The 23,675-nt window shown below is 41.0% G+C and carries 23 protein-coding genes; 21 read left to right on the forward strand and 2 right to left on the reverse strand.

Annotated features, from left to right (window positions below; genetic code table 11):
• On the reverse strand, positions 1-272 hold a 272-nt coding region (locus J655_RS04990; RefSeq protein ID WP_032052041.1), incomplete at its 3' end, for a helix-turn-helix domain-containing protein.
• A gap of 410 nt (positions 273-682) precedes the next feature.
• On the opposite strand from J655_RS04990, the gene J655_RS04995 reads away from it, so the two are divergent.
• Positions 683-1,237: a TetR/AcrR family transcriptional regulator gene (locus J655_RS04995; protein ID WP_032052042.1), complete on the forward strand. Its 555-nt coding sequence runs from the start codon at positions 683-685 to the stop codon at positions 1,235-1,237.
• A 32-nt stretch (positions 1,238-1,269) separates the two neighbouring features.
• Here the strand turns inward: J655_RS04995 and J655_RS05000 are convergent, their stop codons facing one another.
• Positions 1,270-2,181: a LysR family transcriptional regulator gene (locus J655_RS05000; RefSeq protein WP_017402676.1), complete on the reverse strand. Its 912-nt coding sequence runs from the start codon at positions 2,179-2,181 to the stop codon at positions 1,270-1,272.
• A gap of 417 nt (positions 2,182-2,598) precedes the next feature.
• Here J655_RS05000 and J655_RS05005 point away from each other — a divergent pair, with 417 nt between their 5' ends.
• From J655_RS05005 to J655_RS05100, 20 genes are all read left to right on the forward strand, one after another.
• Positions 2,599-3,921 carry a C4-dicarboxylate transporter DctA gene (locus J655_RS05005; RefSeq protein ID WP_017402677.1) on the forward strand — a complete coding sequence of 441 codons (1,323 nt, stop codon included), beginning with the start codon at positions 2,599-2,601 and terminating at the stop codon, positions 3,919-3,921.
• A gap of 30 nt (positions 3,922-3,951) precedes the next feature.
• A complete protein-coding gene (locus tag J655_RS05010; protein ID WP_017402678.1) occupies positions 3,952-4,515 on the forward strand; it encodes a carboxymuconolactone decarboxylase family protein in 564 nt (187 codons plus the stop codon).
• Between the two features lies 1 nt (position 4,516).
• The gene (locus tag J655_RS05015; RefSeq protein WP_017402679.1) at positions 4,517-5,335 is read left to right on the forward strand and encodes an SDR family NAD(P)-dependent oxidoreductase; all 819 of its coding nucleotides are present in this window, start codon (positions 4,517-4,519) and stop codon (positions 5,333-5,335) included.
• 79 nt (positions 5,336-5,414) lie between these two features.
• Positions 5,415-6,254, forward strand: a complete 840-nt coding sequence (locus tag J655_RS05020; RefSeq protein ID WP_017480648.1) for an amidohydrolase family protein — start codon at positions 5,415-5,417, stop codon at positions 6,252-6,254.
• A gap of 63 nt (positions 6,255-6,317) precedes the next feature.
• Positions 6,318-7,091, forward strand: a complete 774-nt coding sequence (locus tag J655_RS05025; protein WP_017480649.1) for a substrate-binding domain-containing protein — start codon at positions 6,318-6,320, stop codon at positions 7,089-7,091.
• A gap of 9 nt (positions 7,092-7,100) precedes the next feature.
• Positions 7,101-8,012: an alpha/beta fold hydrolase gene (locus tag J655_RS05030; RefSeq protein WP_228131202.1), complete on the forward strand. Its 912-nt coding sequence runs from the start codon at positions 7,101-7,103 to the stop codon at positions 8,010-8,012.
• A 63-nt stretch (positions 8,013-8,075) separates the two neighbouring features.
• On the forward strand, positions 8,076-9,008 hold the full coding sequence (locus tag J655_RS05035; RefSeq protein ID WP_017480651.1) for an alpha/beta fold hydrolase: 933 nt from the start codon (positions 8,076-8,078) through the stop codon (positions 9,006-9,008).
• Positions 9,009-9,089: 81 nt separating this feature from the next.
• A complete protein-coding gene (locus tag J655_RS05040) occupies positions 9,090-9,761 on the forward strand; it encodes a 3-oxoacid CoA-transferase subunit A (RefSeq protein ID WP_017386040.1) in 672 nt (223 codons plus the stop codon).
• A gap of 18 nt (positions 9,762-9,779) precedes the next feature.
• Positions 9,780-10,433, forward strand: a complete 654-nt coding sequence (locus J655_RS05045) for a 3-oxoacid CoA-transferase subunit B (RefSeq protein ID WP_017480652.1) — start codon at positions 9,780-9,782, stop codon at positions 10,431-10,433.
• 12 nt (positions 10,434-10,445) lie between these two features.
• Entirely contained in the window at positions 10,446-11,657 is a 1,212-nt protein-coding gene (pcaF, locus tag J655_RS05050) for a 3-oxoadipyl-CoA thiolase (protein WP_032052043.1), read from the forward strand.
• A 2-nt stretch (positions 11,658-11,659) separates the two neighbouring features.
• The gene (gene pcaB / locus J655_RS05055; RefSeq protein ID WP_032052044.1) at positions 11,660-13,018 is read left to right on the forward strand and encodes a 3-carboxy-cis,cis-muconate cycloisomerase; all 1,359 of its coding nucleotides are present in this window, start codon (positions 11,660-11,662) and stop codon (positions 13,016-13,018) included.
• Positions 13,015-13,800 carry a 3-oxoadipate enol-lactonase gene (gene pcaD / locus J655_RS05060; protein ID WP_032052045.1) on the forward strand — a complete coding sequence of 262 codons (786 nt, stop codon included), beginning with the start codon at positions 13,015-13,017 and terminating at the stop codon, positions 13,798-13,800. Before pcaB ends, pcaD begins: the two co-directional genes overlap by 4 nt.
• A 42-nt stretch (positions 13,801-13,842) precedes the next feature.
• Complete coding sequence (locus J655_RS05065) at positions 13,843-15,198, forward strand: MFS transporter (RefSeq protein ID WP_014206929.1); 1,356 nt, start codon at positions 13,843-13,845, stop codon at positions 15,196-15,198.
• A gap of 15 nt (positions 15,199-15,213) precedes the next feature.
• Complete coding sequence (gene pcaC, locus J655_RS05070) at positions 15,214-15,627, forward strand: 4-carboxymuconolactone decarboxylase (protein ID WP_005306044.1); 414 nt, start codon at positions 15,214-15,216, stop codon at positions 15,625-15,627.
• A gap of 10 nt (positions 15,628-15,637) precedes the next feature.
• A complete protein-coding gene (pcaH, locus tag J655_RS05075; protein WP_000077913.1) occupies positions 15,638-16,363 on the forward strand; it encodes a protocatechuate 3,4-dioxygenase subunit beta in 726 nt (241 codons plus the stop codon).
• A 14-nt stretch (positions 16,364-16,377) separates the two neighbouring features.
• A complete protein-coding gene (gene pcaG, locus J655_RS05080) occupies positions 16,378-17,007 on the forward strand; it encodes a protocatechuate 3,4-dioxygenase subunit alpha (protein ID WP_032052046.1) in 630 nt (209 codons plus the stop codon).
• A gap of 69 nt (positions 17,008-17,076) precedes the next feature.
• A complete protein-coding gene (gene aroD / locus J655_RS05085) occupies positions 17,077-17,904 on the forward strand; it encodes a type I 3-dehydroquinate dehydratase (RefSeq protein WP_075383137.1) in 828 nt (275 codons plus the stop codon).
• Positions 17,905-17,923: 19 nt separating this feature from the next.
• Positions 17,924-19,375: a NosD domain-containing protein gene (locus J655_RS05090; RefSeq protein ID WP_032052048.1), complete on the forward strand. Its 1,452-nt coding sequence runs from the start codon at positions 17,924-17,926 to the stop codon at positions 19,373-19,375.
• Positions 19,376-19,440: 65 nt separating this feature from the next.
• Complete coding sequence (locus tag J655_RS05095) at positions 19,441-20,760, forward strand: carbohydrate porin (RefSeq protein WP_032052049.1); 1,320 nt, start codon at positions 19,441-19,443, stop codon at positions 20,758-20,760.
• An 82-nt stretch (positions 20,761-20,842) separates the two neighbouring features.
• Positions 20,843-23,272, forward strand: a complete 2,430-nt coding sequence (locus tag J655_RS05100) for a glucose/quinate/shikimate family membrane-bound PQQ-dependent dehydrogenase (protein ID WP_032052050.1) — start codon at positions 20,843-20,845, stop codon at positions 23,270-23,272.
• Positions 23,273-23,675: the final 403 nt, after the last annotated feature.

Genomic DNA, 23,675 nt, shown 5'->3' on the forward strand with positions numbered 1-23,675 from the left:
CTCAGATTTAACCGTCTTCTAACTTCTCTTACCGGTATCTTATCAAGAAGCATTTGTACAGCCTTGATTTTAAATTCGGAAGAGTAGTAGGTTTTTTTAGTTTTAACATTCAGGCCATCTTCACCTTGTGCCTTATAGTTTTCAATCCATAAGCGGATGGTTTGGAGATCTACATTAAATTCTTGTGAAAGGATTTTATATCCTTTACTTCCCTCTAAATAAGCTTGAATGACTTTTAATTTTAACTCTTTTGAATGCTTCGGAATTGGCATAGAGCACACCTCATAAGTTTTAAAAGTCTAACTTATGGGGTGCAGTTCAGGACGGGAGAGGGACACCCTCGGGTGTGCTAGTCTGAGTTCATGCTAGTCTGTCAACCTTCTTCCGTTCTGCCACCATAATTCTATAAATGTCTGGCAGAACTCCCTATAAAAAGGAGTTGGCTTTGCACATTCTTAATTTCTTGGCAGCCTTTGCCAAAAGCTATAACGACACAACTTAAAAATTTAAAGCAGCTTGATGCCCTTTAGGGTTTTCAGGCTTTAAGTCATTACGGCTCAAAAAACTTGCATCAACAATAAAACTTGAGATGTGCCAAGCACAGTCTTACGGCTTTGCTATGCCTTTTTTCTCCCAAAAAGTATCTCGTTTAGAAACAACAAGAATTTATAACGGTAAAAATATGCCAAATTTAGTTCTCTCAACACGTGCGATCCAAATCATTAATACATCGATTCATTTGTTTCACCATCACGGATTTCATACGGTTGGGGTCGACCGAATCGTGAAAGAGTCTCACACTCCAAAAGCAACTTTTTATAACTACTTTCATTCTAAAGAGCGATTTATAGAAATCTGTTTGATCGTGCAAAAAGAACGCTTAAAAGAAAAAGTGGATGCAATTGGTGAGTACGATCAAAGTACAAACGTGAAGGATAAACTTAAGAAACTTTATTTCTTACATACCGATTTAGAGGGACTGTACTATTTATTGTTTAAAGCAATTTTTGAAACGAAACTGACCTATCCAAAAGCCTATATCACCGCAGTGAGATATAGAACGTGGCTCATCAATGAAATCTATAGCCAACTTAGAATACTTAAAAACGATGCGACTTTTCAGGATGCCAAATTATTTTTATATATGATTGAAGGCGCAATCATTCAGCTTTTAAGCCCGGATGCGGCAATTGAGAGGGAAAAGGTGTTGGATTGTTTTTTGGCGGGATTTGTTTAGGACAAATGAAAAAATCAACGTATAAAACAATCCTATTTATAACTATTTATAACGGATCTAATCACTTCTTGTACATCCAAAATAGCTTTGTCTTTTAGAGATGTTTTTCTACATGAAAGAACCATCGGGTAGGTCGGGATCGAAATTGGACATTTTGTATAAATCAGTGAGGGTACAATTTCAGAAATTTTTCTTGCAGCATGGGTTGGAAGCGTACAAACCGTTCCTTTTCTTTTTAATAACCAAGGAATGGCTGCAAAATGAGAGGTGGATGCAAATATGTGTCTGGTTTTATTTAATTTTGTTAAATGTTCGTCAACTATTCCGATCTGTGCTGTATTAGAAATTAATAGATGTTCAAAACCTAAAAACTTTTCCAAGGTCAGATCAACAGCATCTTCAGGGTGAGTGACTAAACAAGAATAATCACCTAAAACCATTAATTCTCGGTACAAAGAGTGATAGTAAATACCACCAGAAGTCACTCCAATATCAACATTATGTTTTACTAACATTTCAGCAATAATATGCATGTATGTCTGTTTTATCACGATTCTATAATGCGGAAATTTTAATCTAATTTGCTCGATAATCTCTTGTGCAAATGCAATTTCAAAATCATCTGACATACCAAGAGTGATAATTCTTTGCTGTAATGTATTGGTATTATCTGGTAGAGATATCAGTGTTTCTCTAAAAATATTTAAGGCATTGCTGACCAATGGTTTTAAAGCATGGGCTTTAGTAGTGGGTGCTAGACCTCGGCCAGTCCGTTGGAAAAGTGGATCTTGGTAAATATCCCTGAGGCGTCTTAAAGATGCACTGACCGCAGACTGAGTAATTCCTAAACGTTCCGCTGCACGCGAAGCATTCTGCTCTTCATATAGGATTTCAAAGCACTTCAAAAGATTTAAGTCGATTTGTTCGATATTAATTTCATTCATATCTGATAGTGCCTAAATCCTATTCCATAAAGATGGTGATTATATAACAATGAATTCAGACGTAATGAACGGAACTTGTATGGAAAGTTATAGATAAGGTTCTTATTTACGTGATGCTTTATCAAAATATATCAATTTTTTGGTCAAAAGTTATTGATATTATTGTTGATTTTTAACCTGATCTAGTAAATAGGATTGATCAGGTTTATTTGGAAAAATATGATTAAGGACTGATTCTATGACAGATTATCTTTTAAATCTAGCTTTTCGATGAGTTAATCACTCTAGACAATTGAACCCCCCGTTAAATTTAAATCTAAACACATATGAATGTTGTTTATAGGGGATTCGTTTGCCAAAAAATGCAGGGATGTGTTCAAGCACAAGCATTTTAAAGTTTCGATATAGGAATTCGACATGTTAAAAAAACTACATGTGCAGGTAATTATTGCAATTATTGCTGCCATTATTTTGGGTTTAGTCTCTCCTGAATGGGCAAAGGCAATGAAGCCATTAGGTCAAGCATTTATTGCTTTACTCAAAATGCTTTTAGCTCCTTTGATTTTTCTTACCTTGGTTCATGGTTTAACTCATATTAAAGATATGAAAAAACTGGGCCGTTTGGGTGTTAAGTCACTTATTTATTTTGAAGTGCTAACAACTGTAGCAATGCTGATTGGCTTTGTATTTGTCAATGTGTTGCAGCCCGGTTCAGGACTTCATGCAACCGATTTAGCCGAACCTGATGCGGCAAAAGGTTCAGCAACACTTTCGGCGGTTGATTTCTTCTTAAATATGATTCCGCACACCATCGTAGATGCTTTTGCGACCGGAAACGTATTGCAAGTATTGGTTGTTTCGATTTTAGCGGGTATGGCTATCAATTTATGTTGTGGCCCAGACTCTGTAATTGTTAAAGGAATTGATGAAGCGCAAACCATCTTGTTCAAGATGCTGGGCTTTATTATGAAACTTGCTCCGCTCGGTGCATTTGGTGCGATGTCGGCTGCAATTGGTAGTTACGGCGGTGAAACACTCATTTATTTAATGAAATTAATTGGTGTTTTCTATGCAGCATGCTTCTTCTTTATGGTGTTTGCCCTTGGTGCAGTGACATGGATTATTGGTCTACCTTTTCTCACCATTTTAAAAGTGATTCGCGACGAAATACTTTTGGTGTTCGGTACAGCATCAGGTGAAGTTGCCTTTCCAAAACTGATTGAAAAGCTCAAAAAAACGGGTTGTGACGAGGCTGTTGTCGGGTTCGTATTACCTACAGGTTATAGCTTTAATTTAGATGGCACAGCTTTATATATGGCAATTGCGGTGGGCTTTATTGCACAAGCAACTGACACACCTTTGAGCTTAATCGACCAGTTGGTTTTATTAGCAATCTTAAGCTTTACATCGAAAGGGGGAACTACTGTCGCTGGCGGCGCCTTTATTAAGTTGGCGGCGACCTTACAGTCTGTAAAAACTTTACCACTCGGTGGTTTGGGACTGTTATTTGGTGTTGACCGAATTATGGCAACTATCATGGCAATTACCAACATTATTGGAAACACGCTTGCAGTCTATGCGGTTGCTCGTTGGGAAAATGCTTTCGATGCTGATGCTTTTGAAAAACAAACAGGTAAGAGACCTAAACGTAGTTTGCTACGGGCGAAAGATTCTTTGGTAGAGACACCATTAGCCTCCGATTCAAATCAATCAAGTCAAGTTTTAGATAAATCTCATTAATTATCTCAACTTCTTATATCGAGAATAGACATGCGTTTAAAAGCGATAGACCCAGAACATTTAACTGCTGAACAACAAGTTGTTTTCGATGCAATTGCAAGCGGTCCACGTAAAGGGGTGCGAGGTCCTTTAGCGATCTGGTTGCATCATCCGAAGTTAGCCAATTTGGCACAAAGTCTTGGTCAATATTGCCGATACGATAGTTGTTTAGAGCCGCGTTTGAGTGAATTAGCCATCTTACTAATGGGTAGACACTGGCTCGCTGAATATGAATGGGCTGCTCATAAACCATATGCAATTGAGGCTGGCCTAAATACAGACGTCATTGAAGCTATTCGTTTAGGTGAGCAACCCGCATTTATTCATAAGGACGAACAATTAATTTATCAGTTTATTTGTGAGCTTCACGAGACCAAAAGGGTTTCTGATCAGACTTATCAAGAAATAGAGCAACTACTTGGGACAGATACATTAATCGATTTAGTCGCGATTGCAGGCTATTACACCCTTATTTCTATGACGATTAATGTTTTCGAAGTTCCACCACCAGCAGGTGTAGCTCCTGAATTACCAACTCCAAAAGCAGGAATTTAATATGTTTGATGAAATTAATCCTCAAGGACGTTTGCAAGACAAAGTTGCAATCATTACGGGTGCAGGTTGTGTTGGTCCGGGGTGGGGAAATGGTCGTGCCGCGGCAGTACTTTTTGCTAAAGCAGGGGCAAAAATTTTTGCTGTAGATCGTTCGATTGATGCAATGCAAGAGACTTTAAATCGTATTCAAAACTTCGGTGGTGAAGTAACCCCTTTTGCATGTGATGTGACTGACAGTGAGTCAGTTAAAACCATGGTTGAAGCCTGTGTAGAGAAATATGGTCGTGTCGATATTTTAGTTAATAACGTAGGTGGTTCTGCCGCTGGTGGAGCTGTCGCATTATCAGAAGAAGCTTGGAACAAACAACTCGACTTAAATTTAAAAAGCGTCTTTTTAACTTGTAAGCACACCATTCCATATATGGAGCAACAAGGCGGTGGTTCGATTGTAAATACGGCTTCAACTTCTGGAATCCGTTTTACAGGTGCTCCGCAAGTTGCCTATGCCGCAAGTAAAGCCGCGATTATTCAATTATCAAAAGTGACTGCTGTCGAATATGCCCCTAAAGGAATACGCGTAAACACTGTCTTGCCTGGTCAATTACATACTCCAATGGTTGAGGTCCGTTTAGCAGGACAACGTACTGGCGGTGATGTCGATCAATTGCTTGAAAGTCGTTTAAAACGAATTCCCGCAGGTTTTATGGGAGATGGTCGTGATACAGCTTTTGCTGCTCTGTTTCTAGCAAGTGATGAAGCCCGTTTTGTTACTGGAACAGAAATTGTGGTCGATGGTGGAATGACTGCACGTTGTGATTAAGGTGAATTCTGAGTAACTCCAAATATGTGAGGTACATGGAATATTTGTTGAACCTAATAAGATTTGTTTAGGAAGTACTATGTCATTTAATTTGCCAAAAGGTTCATGGGATTGCCATTTTCATATATACGGGCCTTTTGATCGTTTTCCGTTACCTGAAGATGCTGCATATCATCCTGAACCAGCAACATTTAAGCAGTTGCTTGAATTACACAAAAGTTTAGGAATTGAACATGGTGTTTTTGTTCAAGCTGTTGCCTATGGTTCAGATAACTTCATCATTTTAGATGCGATTGAACAAAGTAACTTTAATTATCGAGGAGTTGCTTTAGTAGATCACGATATTACAGATGAACAACTTGTTGAATTAAAGCACGGCGGAATTTGTGGCATTCGCTTTAACATGATGGGGCATTTGCCTGGAAATCATGATCCACAAGCATTACGAGGTTTGGTTGAACGAGTTGCAAAGCTCGGATTGCATATTCAGATACACGGAAAAATTGAGGATATCTTCCCAGCGATTGAAGCGTGGCAAGACATAGATGTCGATATTGTGATTGATCATATGGCACGACCTAATTTGCTTGATTCACAAGATGCAGAAAATACTTTTAACAAGTTGCAACAAGTCATGATTAATCCGAAGCATTGGCTAAAAATTTCCGGAATTGATCGCGCACAGAATGGACAACCTGCCAGCACTTGGGATGCTTCACTGAATTGGGTTCAGAAGTTAATCAAACTTGCACCAAACCGCGTGGTGTGGGGAACAGATTGGCCTCATCCAAATGTAAAAGGTGAGGTTCCTAATGATGATGAGCTTTTAAAGTTTGCATTAAAAGTACTCGATACGCCTGAATTACTACAAGCCGTATTTGTCGATAATCCACGGAATTTATATTTCAGAGAAAATTAATGTTTTAAAACCAATGAAGTATTCATTGACTGAATACTTCTTCACTTAAAAGGAAGTTAAAAAATGAGTTTAAAAAAACTAGTTTCAGGAATGGGCTTATCAATTGCTATGGTCGTGCCAGCACATGCAGCGCAATTAAATGTTATTGCATCTGGTTCTTTTCATGGTGCTATGGATATCCTTATTCCGATGTATGAAAAATTAACTGGAAATACGGTTCATATCGAATGGGGGCCATCTGCCGGAAAGTCTCCTGAATCATTACCAATGCGAATTAAAAACAATGAAAAAATGGACTTGGCTATTATTTTGGATGATGCACTTAAATCGAATGAATTGAGTCAAAATTTTGACTTGTCTAGTCGCACTGAATTGGCAAATTCAAAAATTGGTTTGGCTGTGAGTAAAGGTACTAAAGTACCGCCGTTAAAAAATGAAGCAGACCTAAAGGCGGCTTTATTGTCTGCTCAAAAAGTTGCCTACTCTCAAGGTTCAAGTGGTGTCTATATTCGTTCAACCTTATTCAAAAAATTGAATATTGAACAGGAAATGCAAACAAAAGGGCTTGAGGTTCCAGGCAAAAAACTGGTCGGAGAAGTGTTAGCAGAACATCAGGCTGATGTGGGAATGCAACAGATTAGTGAGCTTAAGCATACTAAAGGGATTACCTTTGTTGCACCTTTACCTGAAAGTTTGCAATACGTTAGTAAGTTTTCATCGGTTATTTCAAAAAAAGCTGAACATCCTCAAATCGCAGCTCAATTTGTACAGTTTTTAAAGTCTAAACAAGCAGCAAGTATTTTGACCAACAGTGGGTTGGAACCACTGGGTCAGTGAGGAATCACCATGAAGAAATACTTAACTGTAATTTTATCGACATCATTGAGCCTCATGGGATGCTCAAGTCTTGATAAGGTTGAATCTAATATGGATCAAGCAAATTTAATTTCAAATTTCTCTGTTCATAAAAAGCAGATCCAACAAGGTGATGTCTCAATTGAGTTCTATGTACAAGGGAAGGGCCCCGTAATTGTATTATTGCCTTCGTTAAGTCGTGGAGCTAGGGATTTTGATGTTGTTGCAGATTATCTTGCAAAATCAGGCTTTAAAGTAATACGTCCTGAACCTAGAGGTATCAATGGCAGTACAGGACCTTTAGAGAATTTAACTCTCCATGATTTTGCTGCTGACGTTGCTTTAGTTTTAGATGCTGAAAAAACTGGACCAGTGGTAGTCGTTGGACATGCATGGGGAAGTCAGCCTGCACGTATGCTTGCTGCTGACAGACCAGATCTAGTTCGCGGTATTGTCATGGCCGCTGCTTCAGCAGGTAAGTTACCTAAAGATTCAACTGAAAAACCGTATGGGCGTTTAAGAGATACAATTGATAACGCAGGCAATTATAAGCTTCCTCAAGAACAACGTATTTCATATCTAAAACAAGCTTTCTTCGCACCTATGAATGATCCACATGTGTGGTTAAACGGTTGGTATGAAAAAAACCATGCTGCTGAAGCGCATGCACGAATTGTGACGCCAATTGATGAATATTTTTCAGGTGGAAAAACGATTCCAATCCTTGATTTACAAGGAGAGTACGATGCCGTTGTCGTCAAAAATGTAATGAAAGAGTATTTGCCTGAACGAGTTGTTGAACAGGTCATCAAAAACGCAGGTCATGCGATGGTACCAGAACAACCAGAAGCGATGGCAAATGCGATAGCCAAATTTTCCAAACAAGTTTATTCAGCCAATTAGTTGACTTAAATCTGCTTATTTAATTTTTAAACCACAATCATCTAAAACATGGAGTTGATTAAGATGAACAAAACCTTAGCTATTTTATCTACAGCAATATTATTAGTCACAGCAACAGTTACGGAAGCAAAGCAAACAAACGTTTCACCAGCAACGCATACGGCAGCTGCCTCTAAGGTAAGCAATGTGCCTTATGAGATGGTGAAGTATGGTGATGTTTCTATTCAAGCCTACGTACAAGGGAAGGGACCAACTATTGTGATTATGTCGTCACTAGGACGTTCTGTACGTGACTATGATGTGGTTGCACAAGATTTAGTTAAACAAGGCTTTAGAGTGATTCGACCTGAAGTTCGTGGAATTGGTTTAAGCCGTGGTCCAATGGAAAAACTGCATATTCAAGATTATGGAAATGATGTTGCAGCAGTGATCGAACATTTTAAAGCTGGTCCTGCAATTGTAGTCGGTCATGCATGGGGCAATTTCCCAACCCGTATGGTCGCAACGCAACGTCCAGATTTGGTTAAAGGGGTGGTGTTAGCAGGCGCTTCCGCAGGTAAAGTGCCTGAGGGATATAAAGGTAAACCAATTGGACCTGAGATTCGTGAGGCGATTGATAATGCTGGAAATGAAGAGCTTCCAGAAGCTAAGCGTATTGAATATTTAAAACGTGCATTCTTTGCACCAATGAATGATCCGCGCGTATGGCTAACTGGTTGGCACCACGAAGCACACGATGCACAAGGTTATGCGCGTAATAACACTCCTGTAGATGACTATTTTGCTGCTGGCAAAGCACCAATTTTAGATATTCAACCAGAATATGACACAGTTGCGCCTAAACCTTTAAGAGGTGTTTTAAAAGGTGCTTTAGGGGATCGAGTGACGATAGTCGAAATTAAAAATGCAGGTCATGCCTTAGTTCCAGAGCAACCGAAAGCTTTAGCGGAAGCCATTGGTAAATTTGCTAAACAACAATTCGCGAAAAAATCATAGTTGTTCCTTAAAGAAACGAACGTTCAAGAACGTTCGTTTCTAATCGATTTTGTGCATTAAGGCTTTAAGAGACTTTTCCATATGATTGACAAAAGTAAGTCCTCACTAAGCGAGGTTCTATCGCAAATCAAAGATGGTGCAACCATTCTGATTGGCGGTTTCGGTACCGCAGGACAACCCGCTGAACTCATTGATGGTCTGATTGAACTCGGTGTTAAAGATTTAACCATTGTCAGCAACAATGCCGGTAATGGCGATTATGGTCTGGCGAAATTGCTTAAAGCCGGTTCGGTTAAAAAAGTCATCTGTTCTTTCCCACGTCAGTCAGATTCTTATGTATTTGATGAACTGTACCGTGCTGGAAAGGTCGAGCTTGAAGTGGTACCGCAAGGTAATCTGGCGTGTCGTATTCAGGCAGCCGGTATGGGCCTAGGCGCTGTGTTTACTCCAACAGGCTTTGGAACACTTTTGGCCGAAGGTAAAGAGACCCGTGAGATTGATGGGAAAGATTACGTACTTGAATATCCGATCAAGGCTGACTTTGCCTTGATTAAAGCTTACAAGGGCGATCGTTGGGGCAATCTGGTTTACCGTAAATCTGCACGTAACTTTGGCCCGATTATGGCCATGGCTGCTGATGTCACCATTGCTCAGGTTTCTGAAGTGGTTGAACTCGGTGGATTAGACCCTGAGCACATTATCACCCCGGGTATCTTTGTACAGCACGTTGTACAAGTAGCGCCCGCACAGTAAGCAATAAGGAGAAATAACATGAGCTACCAGAAACTCAGCCGTGACCAGATTGCACAACGTGTGGCACAAGATATTCCAGATGGTGCCTATGTGAACTTGGGTATTGGCCTGCCGACCAAGATCGCGAGCTACTTACCTGACGATAAAGATATTTTTCTTCATTCTGAAAATGGCCTGTTGGCTTTTGGCCCACCGCCAGCTGCAGGTGAAGAAGATCCTGAACTGATTAATGCGGGTAAAGAGTTTGTGACCATGCTTGAAGGCGGCAGCTTTTTCCACCATGGCGATTCATTTGCGATGATGCGTGGTGGTCACCTTGATATTGCAGTACTTGGTGCATTTCAGGTTGCCGCGAATGGTGACTTGGCAAACTGGCACACGGGAGCACCGGATGCGATTCCTGCGGTAGGTGGTGCGATGGATTTGGCTGTGGGTGCCAAGAAAGTATTTATCACTACAGACCATGTGACCAAACAAGGTGAACCGAAGATTGTGGCTGAGCTGAGCTATCCAGTGACAGGCAAGAAATGTGTTGACCGTATTTACACCGACCTGTGTGTGATTGACGTGACTCAAGATGGTTTAAAGGTAATTGAGAAAGTGGAAGGTCTTAGCTTTGATGAGTTACAGGCTTTGACTGGTGCAACTTTGATTGATGCGACTCAAGGGTAAGGAAGTAGGGAAATGACATTAAAAAATGCTTATATCATCGATGCCATCCGTACTCCATTCGGCCGTTACGCCGGTGGTCTTGCACCTGTCCGTGCCGATGACCTGGGCGCTGTACCGATTAAAGCCCTCATCCAACGTAACCCAAATGTAGATTGGGAACAGGTCGATGATGTGATCTATGGCTGTGCCAACCAAGCCGGTGAAGATAACCGTAACGTCGGCCGTATGTCAGCACTGCTTGCTGGTTTACCGTATCAGGTTCCAGCAACCACCATTAACCGTTTGTGTGGTTCTTCACTCGATGCGATTGCCATTGCTGCCCGTGCCATTAAAGCCGGTGAAGCAAACTTGGTGATTGCAGGTGGTGTCGAAAGCATGAGCCGCGCACCTTATGTGATGGGTAAGTCTGACAGTGCTTTTGGCCGTAGCCAGAAGATTGAAGACACCACCATGGGCTGGCGTTTCATTAACCCTAAACTTAAAGAATTGTATGGTGTAGACACCATGCCCCAGACTGCCGAAAACGTCGCTGAACAGTTTAACGTGAATCGTGCAGATCAGGACCAGTTTGCCTTGGTGAGCCAACAACGCACCGCAAGCGCGCAAGCCAAAGGCTTTTTTTCTAAAGAAATCGTGGCAGTTGAAATCCCTCAGCGTAAGGGCGATGCTGTTGTGATTGATACCGATGAACATCCACGTGCATCAACCACCCTTGAAGCTTTAAGCAAACTTAAACCAGTTGTTAAAGCAGATGGTTCTGTGACTGCGGGGAATGCTTCAGGTATTAACGATGGTGCTGCGGCTCTGCTGATTGCTTCTGATGAGGCAGTTCAAGCTTATAACCTCAAACCACGTGCCAAGATCATTGCTTCAACAGCAGTGGGTGTAGAACCACGTATTATGGGTTTTGCTCCTGCACCAGCGATTAAAAAACTACTTAAACAAGCCAACCTAACTTTAGATCAGATGGATGTGATTGAGCTGAATGAAGCTTTTGCTGCACAAGCTTTAGCAGTGACCCGTGATTTAGGCTTGCCAGATGATTCTGACAAGGTAAATCCAAACGGTGGTGCAATTGCTTTGGGTCATCCGCTTGGTGCATCAGGTGCACGCCTCGTAACTACAGCCCTAAACCAGCTTGAACAAACAGGTGGTCGTTATGCCTTGTGTTCAATGTGTATTGGTGTAGGTCAAGGTATCGCATTGATTATTGAGAGAGTCTAATCATGAGCCAGTTATATGCCAGCTTGTTTTATCAAAAAGACGTCACTGACATCTTTAGTGATTCAGCTTTAATCACATATATGATTCAGGTTGAAGTTGCGCTAGCTCAAGCACAGGCACAAGTTGGCGTGATTCCTCAAAATGCTGCTCATACAATTGCCCAAGTAGCTGAGCAGGCACTAGAAAAGTTTGATTTTCCAGCGTTGGCTGTAGCAACTGGCTTAGCTGGAAATATCGCAATTCCATTTGTAAAGCAGCTTACGGCAATTGTTAAAGATGTAGATGAAGATGCTTCACGTTATGTGCATTGGGGCGCAACAAGTCAGGATATTTTAGACACAGCTTGTATTTTGCAATGCCGCGATGCGTTAAACATTGTGGAAGCACAACTTCAACAGTGCTACACCACTGCATTACAACAAGCTAAGCAATATCGCCATCAGGTCATGATTGGGCGTACATGGTTACAGCAAGCTTTGCCAATTACTTTAGGACATAAGCTTGCACGTTGGGCTTCTGCATTTAAGCGTGATTTAGATCGTATACAAGCTATGAAATCACGTGTACTCACTGCTCAGTTAGGCGGTGCCGTAGGTTCATTAGCTTCTTTGCAAGATCAAGGTTCACTTGTGGTCATTGCATTTGCTCAGCAGCTGAATCTGACTGTACCGACAAGCACATGGCATGGTGAGCGCGACCGTATTGTAGAAATCGCAAGTGTGCTTGGCATGATTGTTGGGAATACGGGCAAGATGGCACGTGATTGGTCACTCATGATGCAAACTGAAATTGCCGAATTGTTTGAACCAACTGCAAAGGGCCGTGGTGGTTCATCAACCATGCCTCATAAGCGGAATCCAGTTGCAGCAGCTTCAGTACTTGCAGCAGCAAATCGTGTACCAGCACTTATGTCTAGCATCTATCAAAGCATGGTGCAGGAACATGAGCGTAGCTTAGGTGCATGGCATGCTGAATGGTTAGCAATCCCTGAAATTTTTCAGCTTTGTGCTGGAGCATTAACTCGTACTGGTGAAGTTTTACAAGGTTTCGAAGTTAATGCTGAGCATATGCAGCAGAACCTTGACTGTACCAACGGGCTGATTATGGCAGAAGCTGTGATGATGGCGCTTGCTCCAAAAATTGGACGTTTAACTGCTCATCATGTTGTTGAAGCAGCTTGTAAAACAGCCGTGGCTCAAAAGCAGCATTTATCTAAGGTTGTTAGTCAGTTAGATGAAGTAAAAGAACATTTTAGTCAAACAGAAATTTTGGAAATATTTAAAGCAGAAAACTATTTGGGCAACATTCAAGCTCAAATTGATGCTGTTCTGCAAGAAGTACAAGGAGGAGACATAAAGTGAAACAGCTTATAACCAATCGACAAGGTAAACAGCTCGCTGTATATACCGATGGATTAAAAGATGCTCCAGCACTTGTGTTATCTAACTCGTTAGGAACAGATCATGGAATGTGGCAGCCGCAAGTAGATGAGCTTAAAAGTCATTTTAATGTCATTACATACGACACACGTGGTCATGGCGAAAGTGATGTGATCGCTGAAACATCTTTACAAAATTTAGGTGAAGATGTTGCTGATATTTTAGATGCCTTAAATATTGAAAAAGCTCATTTTTGTGGCATTTCAATGGGCGGAATTACAGGGCTTTGGTTAGCTATCCATTACCCAGAGCGCTTTCTAAGCATTACTGTCGCAAATTCGGCGGCAAAAATTGGACAGGCTGAAGCGTGGTTGAGTCGCGCAGAATCAGTAGAACAAAATGGACTGGCTGAATTGGTTAAAACCACGCATATGCGTTGGTTTAGTGAAAAATTCGACTATCAACATAATGTGGTTGCGCAAACGACGATTCAAAGTCTGGCAAACACACCAGCACAAGGTTATGCCTATGCGTGTCGTGCTTTAGCACATGCTGATTTAAGAGATGAAATTACGCAAATCCAAGTGCCTGTATTGCTCATTGCAGGAACGGCAGATCCAGTGACAACAGTAGCAGATGCTGAGTTTATGCAGAATGCTATTAAGAACAGTCAAATTGCTAAATTGGAAGCATCTCATCTTTCTAATATTGAGCAACCGCAAAGATTTACTCAGGAATTGACTAGGTTTATTGAGCAAATCTAATAGCTTAGTAGTTTAAAAGGAATTGGCCTTAAGGAGGCAAATATGGCGTCTCAGGATTACGCTGCACCAAATAAAAGTATCGATGCTCAAGCATTAATTAATGATGCTCCACTCAGTAAGTATCAATGGATGATCGCAATCATCTGTTTCTTAATTATTTTTACTGATGGTATCGATACTGCTGCAATGGGTTTTATCGCTCCAGCTTTGGCTCAAGATTGGGGTGTTGATCGCTCTCAGTTAGGCCCAGTGATGAGTGCTGCACTTGGTGGAATGATTATTGGAGCTTTGGTTTCTGGCCCAACAGCTGACCGTTTTGGTCGAAAAATCGTTTTAGCTTTTTCGATGCTTGTGTTCGGTGGTTTTACTTTAGCATCTGCTTATGCAACCAACTTAGATAGCCTTGTCGTTTTACGCTTTTTGACAGGTATTGGTTTGGGTGCAGCGATGCCAAATGCCACTACATTATTTTCTGAATACTGTCCAACACGCATTCGTTCACTGCTGGTGACCTGTATGTTCTGTGGCTACAACTTAGGTATGGCAACAGGTGGCTTTATTAGTAGCTGGCTGATCCCGACCTACGGTTGGCACAGTCTATTTTTACTTGGTGGCTGGTCACCTTTGATCTTAATGATTTTAGTGATTTTAGTTTTACCTGAGTCTTACCGCTTTTTAATTGTGAAAGGTAAGAATCCTGAAAAAGTACGCAAAATCTTAAATCATATCGCTCCAGCTCAGATCGAAAATGCGACAGCATTTCACGTACCTGAAGAGAAAACTGAAACAGCTCAAAAGAAAAATGTCTTTGGAATTATGTTTTCTAAACCATATGCGAAAGGAACGCTTTTGCTTTGGTTGACCTATTTCATGGGCTTGGTGGTTGTTTACTTGCTGACCAGCTGGTTGCCAACGCTTATGCGTGAAACAGGCGCCTCAATGGAGCGTGCTGCATTTATCGGTGGATTGTTCCAGTTCGGTGGTGTGGTGAGTGCATTGTTTATTGGTTGGGCGATGGACAAATTTAACCCGAACCGTGTCATTGCCATTTTCTACTTTGCCGCAGGTCTATTTGCGATTGCTGTTGGTCAAAGCTTAGGAAACTCAACATTACTTGCAGTATTGGTGCTTTGCGCGGGTATCGCGATTAATGGTGCGCAATCTTCAATGCCAGCGTTAAGCGCTCGTTTCTACCCAACGCAGTGCCGTGCAACGGGTGTGTCTTGGATGACAGGTATCGGCCGTTTTGGTGCGGTATTTGGTGCTTGGATTGGTGCCGTACTACTCGGTAATGATTGGTCGTTTACTGCCATTCTCAGTTTATTACTAATTCCAGCGACTGCTGCGGCTGTTGCTGTATTTGTTAAATCACTTGTTGCGCATACCGATGCAACTTAATAGAGGTCTATCACAATGAATGATGAACAACGCTATAAACAAGGCATTGAAGTGCGGACTGAAGTTTTGGGTGAAAAGCATGTTGGTCGGTCTTTGCAAAACTTAAATGACTTTAACCAAGATTTTCAAAACTTTATTAGCCGTTACGCATGGGGTGAGGTGTGGTCTCGTCCGGGCCTTCCGCGTCATACACGTAGTTTAGTGACGATCGCAATTTTATTGGCGCTTGGCCGCGAAGACGAACTACGCATGCATTTACGTGCTTGCTTTAACAATGGCGTAACTAAAGAAGATTTAAAAGAGCTGATCTTACACAGTTCACTCTATGCAGGTTTACCTGCTGCAAATGCTGCAATGCATATGGCTGAAGAAGTCTTTAAAGAGTTGGGAATAGAAGTCAACTCAGTTGCAGCAAAAGAACAGGATTAAGGAGATAAAGATGTCACAACATAGCTGGGGTGCTTACGCCCAACGTAATACAGATGATCATCCACCAGCGTATACGCCAGGTTATAAAACAAGTGTATTGCGTTCGCCAAAAAATGCATTGATCTCTATTAACGAGACTTTAACTGAAGTCACTGCACCGCATTTTTCTTCAAATTTGTTTGGCCCAAAAGATAACGATTTGATTTTGAACTATGCCAAAGATGGTTTACCAATTGGTGAGCGTGTCATTGTCCATGGCTATGTTCGTGACCAATTTGGTCGTCCTGTGAAAAATGCACTTCTAGAAGTATGGCAGGCCAACGCTTCTGGTCGTTACCGTCATCCAAACGACAAGTTTATTGGTGCAATGGATCCTAACTTTGGTGGTTGTGGGCGTACCTTAACTGATGAAAACGGTTTTTATATTTTCCGTACCATTAAACCGGGTCCATACCCATGGCGTAACCGTATTAATGAATGGCGTCCTGCACATATTCATTTCTCTTTAATTGCTGATGGTTGGGCTCAGCGCCTAATTTCGCAGTTTTATTTTGAAGGCGATACGCTCATTGACACTTGCCCAATCTTAAAAACGATTCCTTCTGAAGATCAACGTCGTGCCTTGATTGCACTAGAAGATAAAAACAACTTTATCGAAGCTGATAGCCGTTGTTACCGTTTTGACATCACTTTACGTGGCCGTCGAGCGACTTACTTCGAAAACGAATTGACTTAATCGGGAGCACGAGCATGAATAACTGGAATTTTCAGGAACTAAAAGAAACTCCATCTCAAACAGGTGGTCCTTACGTTCACATTGGCTTATTGCCACAACAAGCAAATATTGAAGTGTTTGAAAACAACTTTAATAACCAGTTAGTACAAGATCAGACCAAAGGTGAGCGTATTCGTCTTGAAGGCCAAGTGTTTGACGGATTGGGTTTACCGCTACGCGATGTGCTGATTGAGATTTGGCAAGCTGATGCAAATGGTATTTACCCAAGTCAGGCAGATACGCGTGAGCAAGAAGCTGACCCAGCATTTCAAGGTTGGGGCCGTACAGGTGCTGACTTTGAAACGGGTGTTTGGAGCTTTAATACAATTAAGCCAGGTGCTACAGCAGGTCGCAAAGGTTCAATTCAGGCACCTCATATTGCCTTAGTGATTTTCGCTCGCGGTATTAACTTAGGTCTTCATACACGTGTTTATTTTGAAGATGAAGCTGAAGCAAATGCTAACGATCCAATTCTAAATAGCATTGAATGGGCACCACGTCGCCAAACACTTATTGCGAAACGTTTTGAAGAAAATGGTGAAGTTGTTTACCGCTTTGATATTCGTATTCAAGGTGATGACGAAACTGTATTTTTTGATATTTAAGAAACACCTAAGGCTACACCTGATTATTCAAGGATGCGTGTAGCCTTTTTAAGGATGAACGATATGAACATGAAAACATTATTAAGCCTCAGTTTGCTTGCGCTCCCATTTTTTACAGCACAGGTGAATGCTGAACCTGTTGCTTTAGCCGCTCAAACACAACCTGCTGCTACAGCCGTTAAAACGATTGTTCCGATTACCGCAAAAACCAAAGAACAAGCTTTGGCACAAGCTCAAGTCATTGCAAATACAGCAGATGCTGATTTGGCAGAGTTTCGTATCGATTTACTCAGTTTTGCGAGTGATACAAAACAAGTGATTGCTTTGGGGCATGAGTTAAAAAAGATTTTAGGCAATAAGCCAATGATCGCCACAATTCGCACCAAAAACGAGGGTGGCCAGCTTGAAATTAGTGACGTGGATTATGGTAAGACTTATCAGGCTTACTTAAAGAATCCGTTCATGGACTGGTTAGATGTTGAAATGTTCCGTGATCAAAAAGTAGTTTCAGAAATTGTTCAAAAAGCACATCAAAAGAAAGTGCTGATTGTCATGTCTAATCATGACTTCCAAAAAACACCAAGCCAAGATGAAATTGAAAAACGCTTATTAAAACAAGATCAAATGGGTGCAGATATTCTCAAAATTGCCGTAATGCCAAAATCTAAACAAGACGTTTTTACTTTAATGAACGCAACTTTAAAAGTAAGTCAGCAAACAACTAAACCTTTATTGACGATGTCAATGGGGCAACTAGGTACGATTTCTCGTGTTGCGACTGCCAACATGGGCGGAAGTTATAGCTTTGGCATGATTGGTCAGGCTTCTGCACCGGGTCAAATTGATGTGACTAAGCTCAAACAGATTTTACAAACCGTTCAACCAACAAACCCATAAATCATAAGGATATGATGAAATGACTACATTACGTTTAACTACTCTTGCATTAGGTTTGATGGTTTCAGGAATAGCTGCGGCTCAAACTTATGTGGTTGACCGTTATCATGACGATAGCAATAAAGGCTCTTTACGCTGGGCAATTGAACAAGCCAATGCAAACCCAAGCGAAGCTAGCGACATTTTGATTCAAGCAGTAGGCAAAGCGCCTTATGCGATTAAATTAAATAGTGCACTTCCTGAAATTAAAGCACCTGTCAAAATCATTGGTACACAGTGGGATAAAACTGGCGAATACATCGCAATTGATGGTTCAAATTATATTAAAGGAGAAGGTGCAAAAGCTTGTCCTGGGGCAAACCCTGAGCAGTACGGCACTAATGTACGTACGATGACTTTACCGGGGTTGGTATTGCGTGACGTCAACAATGTCACTTTAAAAGGTTTAGACATCCATCGCTTCTGTATTGGTGTATTGATTAACCGTTCAAGCAATAACCTCATCCAACACAACCGTATTAGTAATAACTACGGCGGTGCTGGTGTCATGCTCACTGGTGATGATGGTCAAGGTAACCCAACCGCAACCACCACCAATAACAACAAAGTTTTAGACAATATTTTCCAAGACAATGGTGATGGTCTAGAGCTGACACGTGGTGCTGCGTTTAACTTAATTGCGAATAACCATTTTGTTTCAACCAAAGCAAACCCAGAACCATCACAAGGTATTGAAATTTTGTGGGGTAATGATAATGCGGTAGTTGGTAATAAATTCGAAAACTATTCAGATGGCTTACAGATCAACTGGGGTAAGCGTAACTATATTGCCTACAACGAAATGACCAATAACTCGATTGGTTTCAACATGACGGGTGATGGCAATATTCTTGATAGCAATAAAGTACATGGTAATCGTATTGGTGTAGCCATCCGTTCTGAAAAAGATGCAAATGCAAAAATTACATTGACTAAAAACCTGATTTGGGACAATGGTAAAGATATTAAACGCTGTGAAGCGGGTGGTTCATGTGTACCAGATCAGCGTTTGGGTGCAATTGTATTTGCTGTGCCTGCACTTGAGCATGCAGGATTTGTAGGTTCTCGTGGTGGTGGTGTGGTTGTTGACCCATCTAAACAACAAAAAACATGTACTCAGTCAAATGAACAAGGCTGTAATGCTCAACCTAATCAGGGTATTAAAGCTCCTAAATTAACTGCAAATAAAGGTTCAGTTGCTGTAGAAGTCAATGGCTTGCCAAATCAACGCTATCAAGTTGAATTTTTTGGTAATCAAAATGCATCATCAAAAGAAGCTGAGCAATATTTAGGAGCAATAACTGTTGCTACAGATGCACAAGGGATCGCAAAAGCGAATTGGAAGCCGTCTGTAAAAGTTGCCTCAATTACAGCGAATATTACTGATCGTTTTGGCGCAACATCTGAGCTTGGTTTTACAAGTGTTAAATAACAATAAGGAAAGCGCCTCATATGAGGCGCAGCATAGAAATATAGAAATGATAAAAGGGACTTGAAATGCCAAATTTAATGAAACTGAGTGTTTTAACGCTCGCTGTATTAGGTAGCCAATTTGCGCTCGCGAATGAACCTTGGTCACAAGACCGTCAATGGTTGCTAGGTGACTGGAATGGAAAACGCCAGCAATTAGAGCAGCAGGGCTATAAATTTACAGCTTCTATTATGAGCCAAAGTGCTACAAATTTAGATGGTGGTTACAACGACAGCAATACTTTTGAAAATGCTGCGCAACTTTCTTTAGGTGCAAACCTAGATTTAGAAAAGATTGCTGGGTGGAAAGATACAACAGCGAGCCTAATCGTGACCAAACGTGATGGTAATGCATTAACTCTCGAGCGTATTAAAGACCCACGTTCTAGCCAATTGGGCAATGCTCAAGAAATTTATGGTCGCGGTAAAATCTGGCGTTTATCTCAAGCATGGGTGAAAAAGGGCTTTGTTGATAATACTGTACAGGTCAAATTTGGTCGTATGGGAATGTCAGAGGACTTTAATAGTTCTCAATGTGAATTTCAGAACTTATTGCTCTGCGGTGGGCAGTTAGGAAAATCAATCGGTTCAATTTGGTATAACTCACCAGTAGGTGTTTGGGCGACAAACGTTAAATATCAGTTTGCGCCTGAATGGACTTTGGGATTGGGTGTGTATGAGGTCAATCCAGACAACATTAAAACCGAATCAAATAGTGATGGTTTTAATCTGGATATGAACAATGTGAAGGGCGCCACCATACCAGTTGAACTTGCATGGAAACCAAAACTTGCTGCCTTCAATGGCTTGCCGGGTGAATATAAAGTAGGTGCACTGTATTCAACCGCCGAAGCAAATGATATTAAAACTGCCGGTAAAGTGCATGACGGGAAACAAAGTTTCTGGATTAATGCACAACAACAACTGACGAATAAAGGCGAAGATCCGAAACGCGGTTTATATGTAAGTTTTAATGGCGTTGTAAATGATAAGGCAACGACTTTTGTTCAAAGTACGCAACAACTTGCTCTTTGGTATAAGGGGCCATTTAATAGCCGTCCAAATGATTCGATTGGTTTTGGTATAGCCAATTATGTAGTTAATGACCGTGCTAAAGATAAACAGATCGCAACAAATGAAAGTCGTGGATATTACAGCTATGATCCGATTGCATCTGACTATATTCCAATACAAGACGACGAGCTAAATGTCGAGTTGAACTATACCTATCAATGGTCTCCGGCCGTCATGTTACGTCCAAACATTCAATATATTCATCAACCTGCTGGTGTAAAAGAGGTTGATGATGCTTGGGTGGCTGGTCTTAGTGTGAAAGTCAATTTTTAACAATATTGATGGCTGGTTAGACATAGTTTAACTGGCCCAAATGCTTGAACTATTCGGGTTCAGTATATGTGGAGTAGGATCTATGTCTGAGTCAGATTCTAAGTTTCATATCTTATTCAAAATATGGTGTTTTATATTAGGTCTAGTTTTGTTGGCTACTGGTGTTTTTTATATCGTAGGTGGCGGAAAACTAGTATCTCTTGGTGGTTCTTGGTATTTCCTTATCTCAGGACTTTTTATAACCATTTCGGCAATTAGTATTTTCCGTAAAAAAGCACTAGGTGTCTGGATTTTTGCGGCTGTTTTTGTTGGTACCGTAATTTGGTCATTTGTTGATGCTGGATGGGAATTTTGGCCGTTATTTTCGCGCTTAATGTTTCCTGCTGGTCTTTTTGCTGCCTTGCTATTTACTTTACCTTCAATCCGACGTTACCAATTTCAAACGAGCTTGGCATCTTCATCCTATGCGGTAGGTGGATTAGTTGTTGTGGGAATGTTGATTGCGCTCTATCAAATGTTCCAACCACATCCAACAGTAGAAAGTTCAGGTGAAAAACTACCTTTAGTACCAGTTGATCCTGCTAAAAAACAGGTAAATTGGGAAAATTATGGTAATGATGCAGGTGGTAGCCGCTTTGTTGCTCTCGATCAAATTAACCGAGATAATGTTCATAAACTAAAAGAAGCTTGGCGCTTTAGAACGGGCGACTTTACAACGGGTAGTGGTAATGGTGCTGAAGACCAAATGACTCCGCTACAAGTGGGAAATAAAGTGTTTTTATGTACACCACATAACAACATTTTTGCGATAGATGCCGACTCGGGCAAACAACTCTGGAAAGCTGAGGTGAACTCTACAGCCGATGCTTGGGAACGTTGCCGTGGTGTTGCATACTTTGATTCAACTAAACCACTTGTACAACCAACTTTAGCGGGTGCAAATGCAGTAACTGCGGTTGCAACCAATACAGCATGTCCACGTCGTGTATATACCAATACACCTGATGGTCGTTTAATTGCAGTGAATGCAGATAACGGTCAGCGCTGTGCTGATTTTGGTGTAAATGGAACGGTTGATTTGCTAGAAGGTCTTGGCGCTGGAACAAAAGCTCCACGTTTTGAAGTGACTTCTGCACCGACTATTGCTGGAACAACTATTGTGGTGGGTAGCCGTATTGCCGACAACGTAGCCGCAGATATGCCGGGCGGTGTTATTCGTGGTTATGACGTGATTACGGGTAAACTTCGCTGGGCATTTGACCCGCGTAATCCAAATCCTAACTATGTTCTTAAACCGGGTGAAACCTATAAACGTAGTTCGGCAAACTCATGGGCTGCAATGTCATATGATCCACAAATGAATACGGTGTTCTTACCGATGGGCAGTTCATCTGTCGATATTTGGGGTGGTAACCGTAATCCATTAGATCACAAATACAATACTTCTGTGTTAGCACTTGATGCGACAACAGGTAGAGAGAAGTGGGTATATCAAACTGTTCATAACGATTTATGGGACTTTGACTTACCAATGCAACCGAGTCTAGTCGACTTCCCATTAAAAGATGGTACGACTAAACCAGCTGTTGTCATTGGAACCAAATCAGGCCAATTCTTTGTTCTTGACCGTGTAACGGGTAAACCACTGACTAAAGTGATTGAACAACCAGTTAAACCTGCCAATATTCCGGGTGAACAATACAGCTTAACTCAACCTCGTTCAGTTGAAATGCCTCAAATTGGTAATCAGACTTTAACTGAGTCAGATATGTGGGGTGCAACGCCGTTCGACCAACTGATGTGTCGTATTAACTTCAAGTCAATGCGTTACGAAGGCCTATTTACTGCACCGGGAACTGATGTTTCTTTAAGCTTCCCAGGTTCTTTGGGTGGTATGAACTGGGGTAGCATCGCTTTTGACCCGACTCATCGTTATATGTTCGTGAACGATATGCGCCTTGGTTTGTGGATTCAATTGATGGAGCAAACTCCTGAAGATATTAAGATTCAGGCGAATGGTGGCGAGAAAGTAAACACAGGTATGGGTGCTGTACCAATGAAAGGTACACCTTACAAAGTGAATAAAAACCGCTTTATGTCGGCGTTAAAAATTCCATGTCAGAAACCACCATTTGGCACCATGACTGCAATTGACATGAAAACTCGTCAAGTTGCATGGCAAGTACCATTAGGTACAGTAGAAGATACTGGGCCTATGGGTATTAAGATGGGCTTAAAGGCACCGATCGGTATGCCAACAATTGGCGGGCCGATGGCAACTCAAGGTGGCTTAGTTTTCTTTGCTGCAACACAAGATTACTACTTACGTGCATTTGATTCATCTACAGGTAAGGAACTGTGGAAATCACGCATGCCAGTAGGTAGCCAAGGAACACCAATAAGCTATGTTTCACCTAAAACAGGTAAACAGTATGTGGTTGTTACCGCAGGTGGAGCACGTCAATCACCTGATCATGGTGATTATGTGATCGCTTATAGCTTAGAACAATAATTAAGTAAGGCAAAAGAGAGTATTTCTCTTTTGCCTTACTCTTTAATATATTTTTTATATAAAAGAGTAAAAGTAAATTCTATATTTTTAACTAGATAGCTTTACCAAATAGTAAAAAAGTGCTTGATGTTGTTGCTAAACTTGAAATAGTCTTATGGTCAATCCAGCCTGAACGCTAGATATAGCTTAACTATTGACCAGTTCCTTAGGATGTTTTACCTATAAATAAAACCTTAACTTTTATTAAGTTTTGTTTAATTTAACATTGTGAATTTTAATTAAAAATAAACATTATTAAGTTTTAAACCTTAAAAATACGGTGTTTTTTGTTGGAAAAACGAGCTTAAATATATACTTATATTATATTTATATAATTTATTGGGTTGCGCTAGAATGGTCGACG

Origin of the sequence: Acinetobacter sp. 1294243 (assembly GCF_000588015.1) — a bacterium.
GTDB classification, from domain to species: domain Bacteria; phylum Pseudomonadota; class Gammaproteobacteria; order Pseudomonadales; family Moraxellaceae; genus Acinetobacter; species Acinetobacter pittii.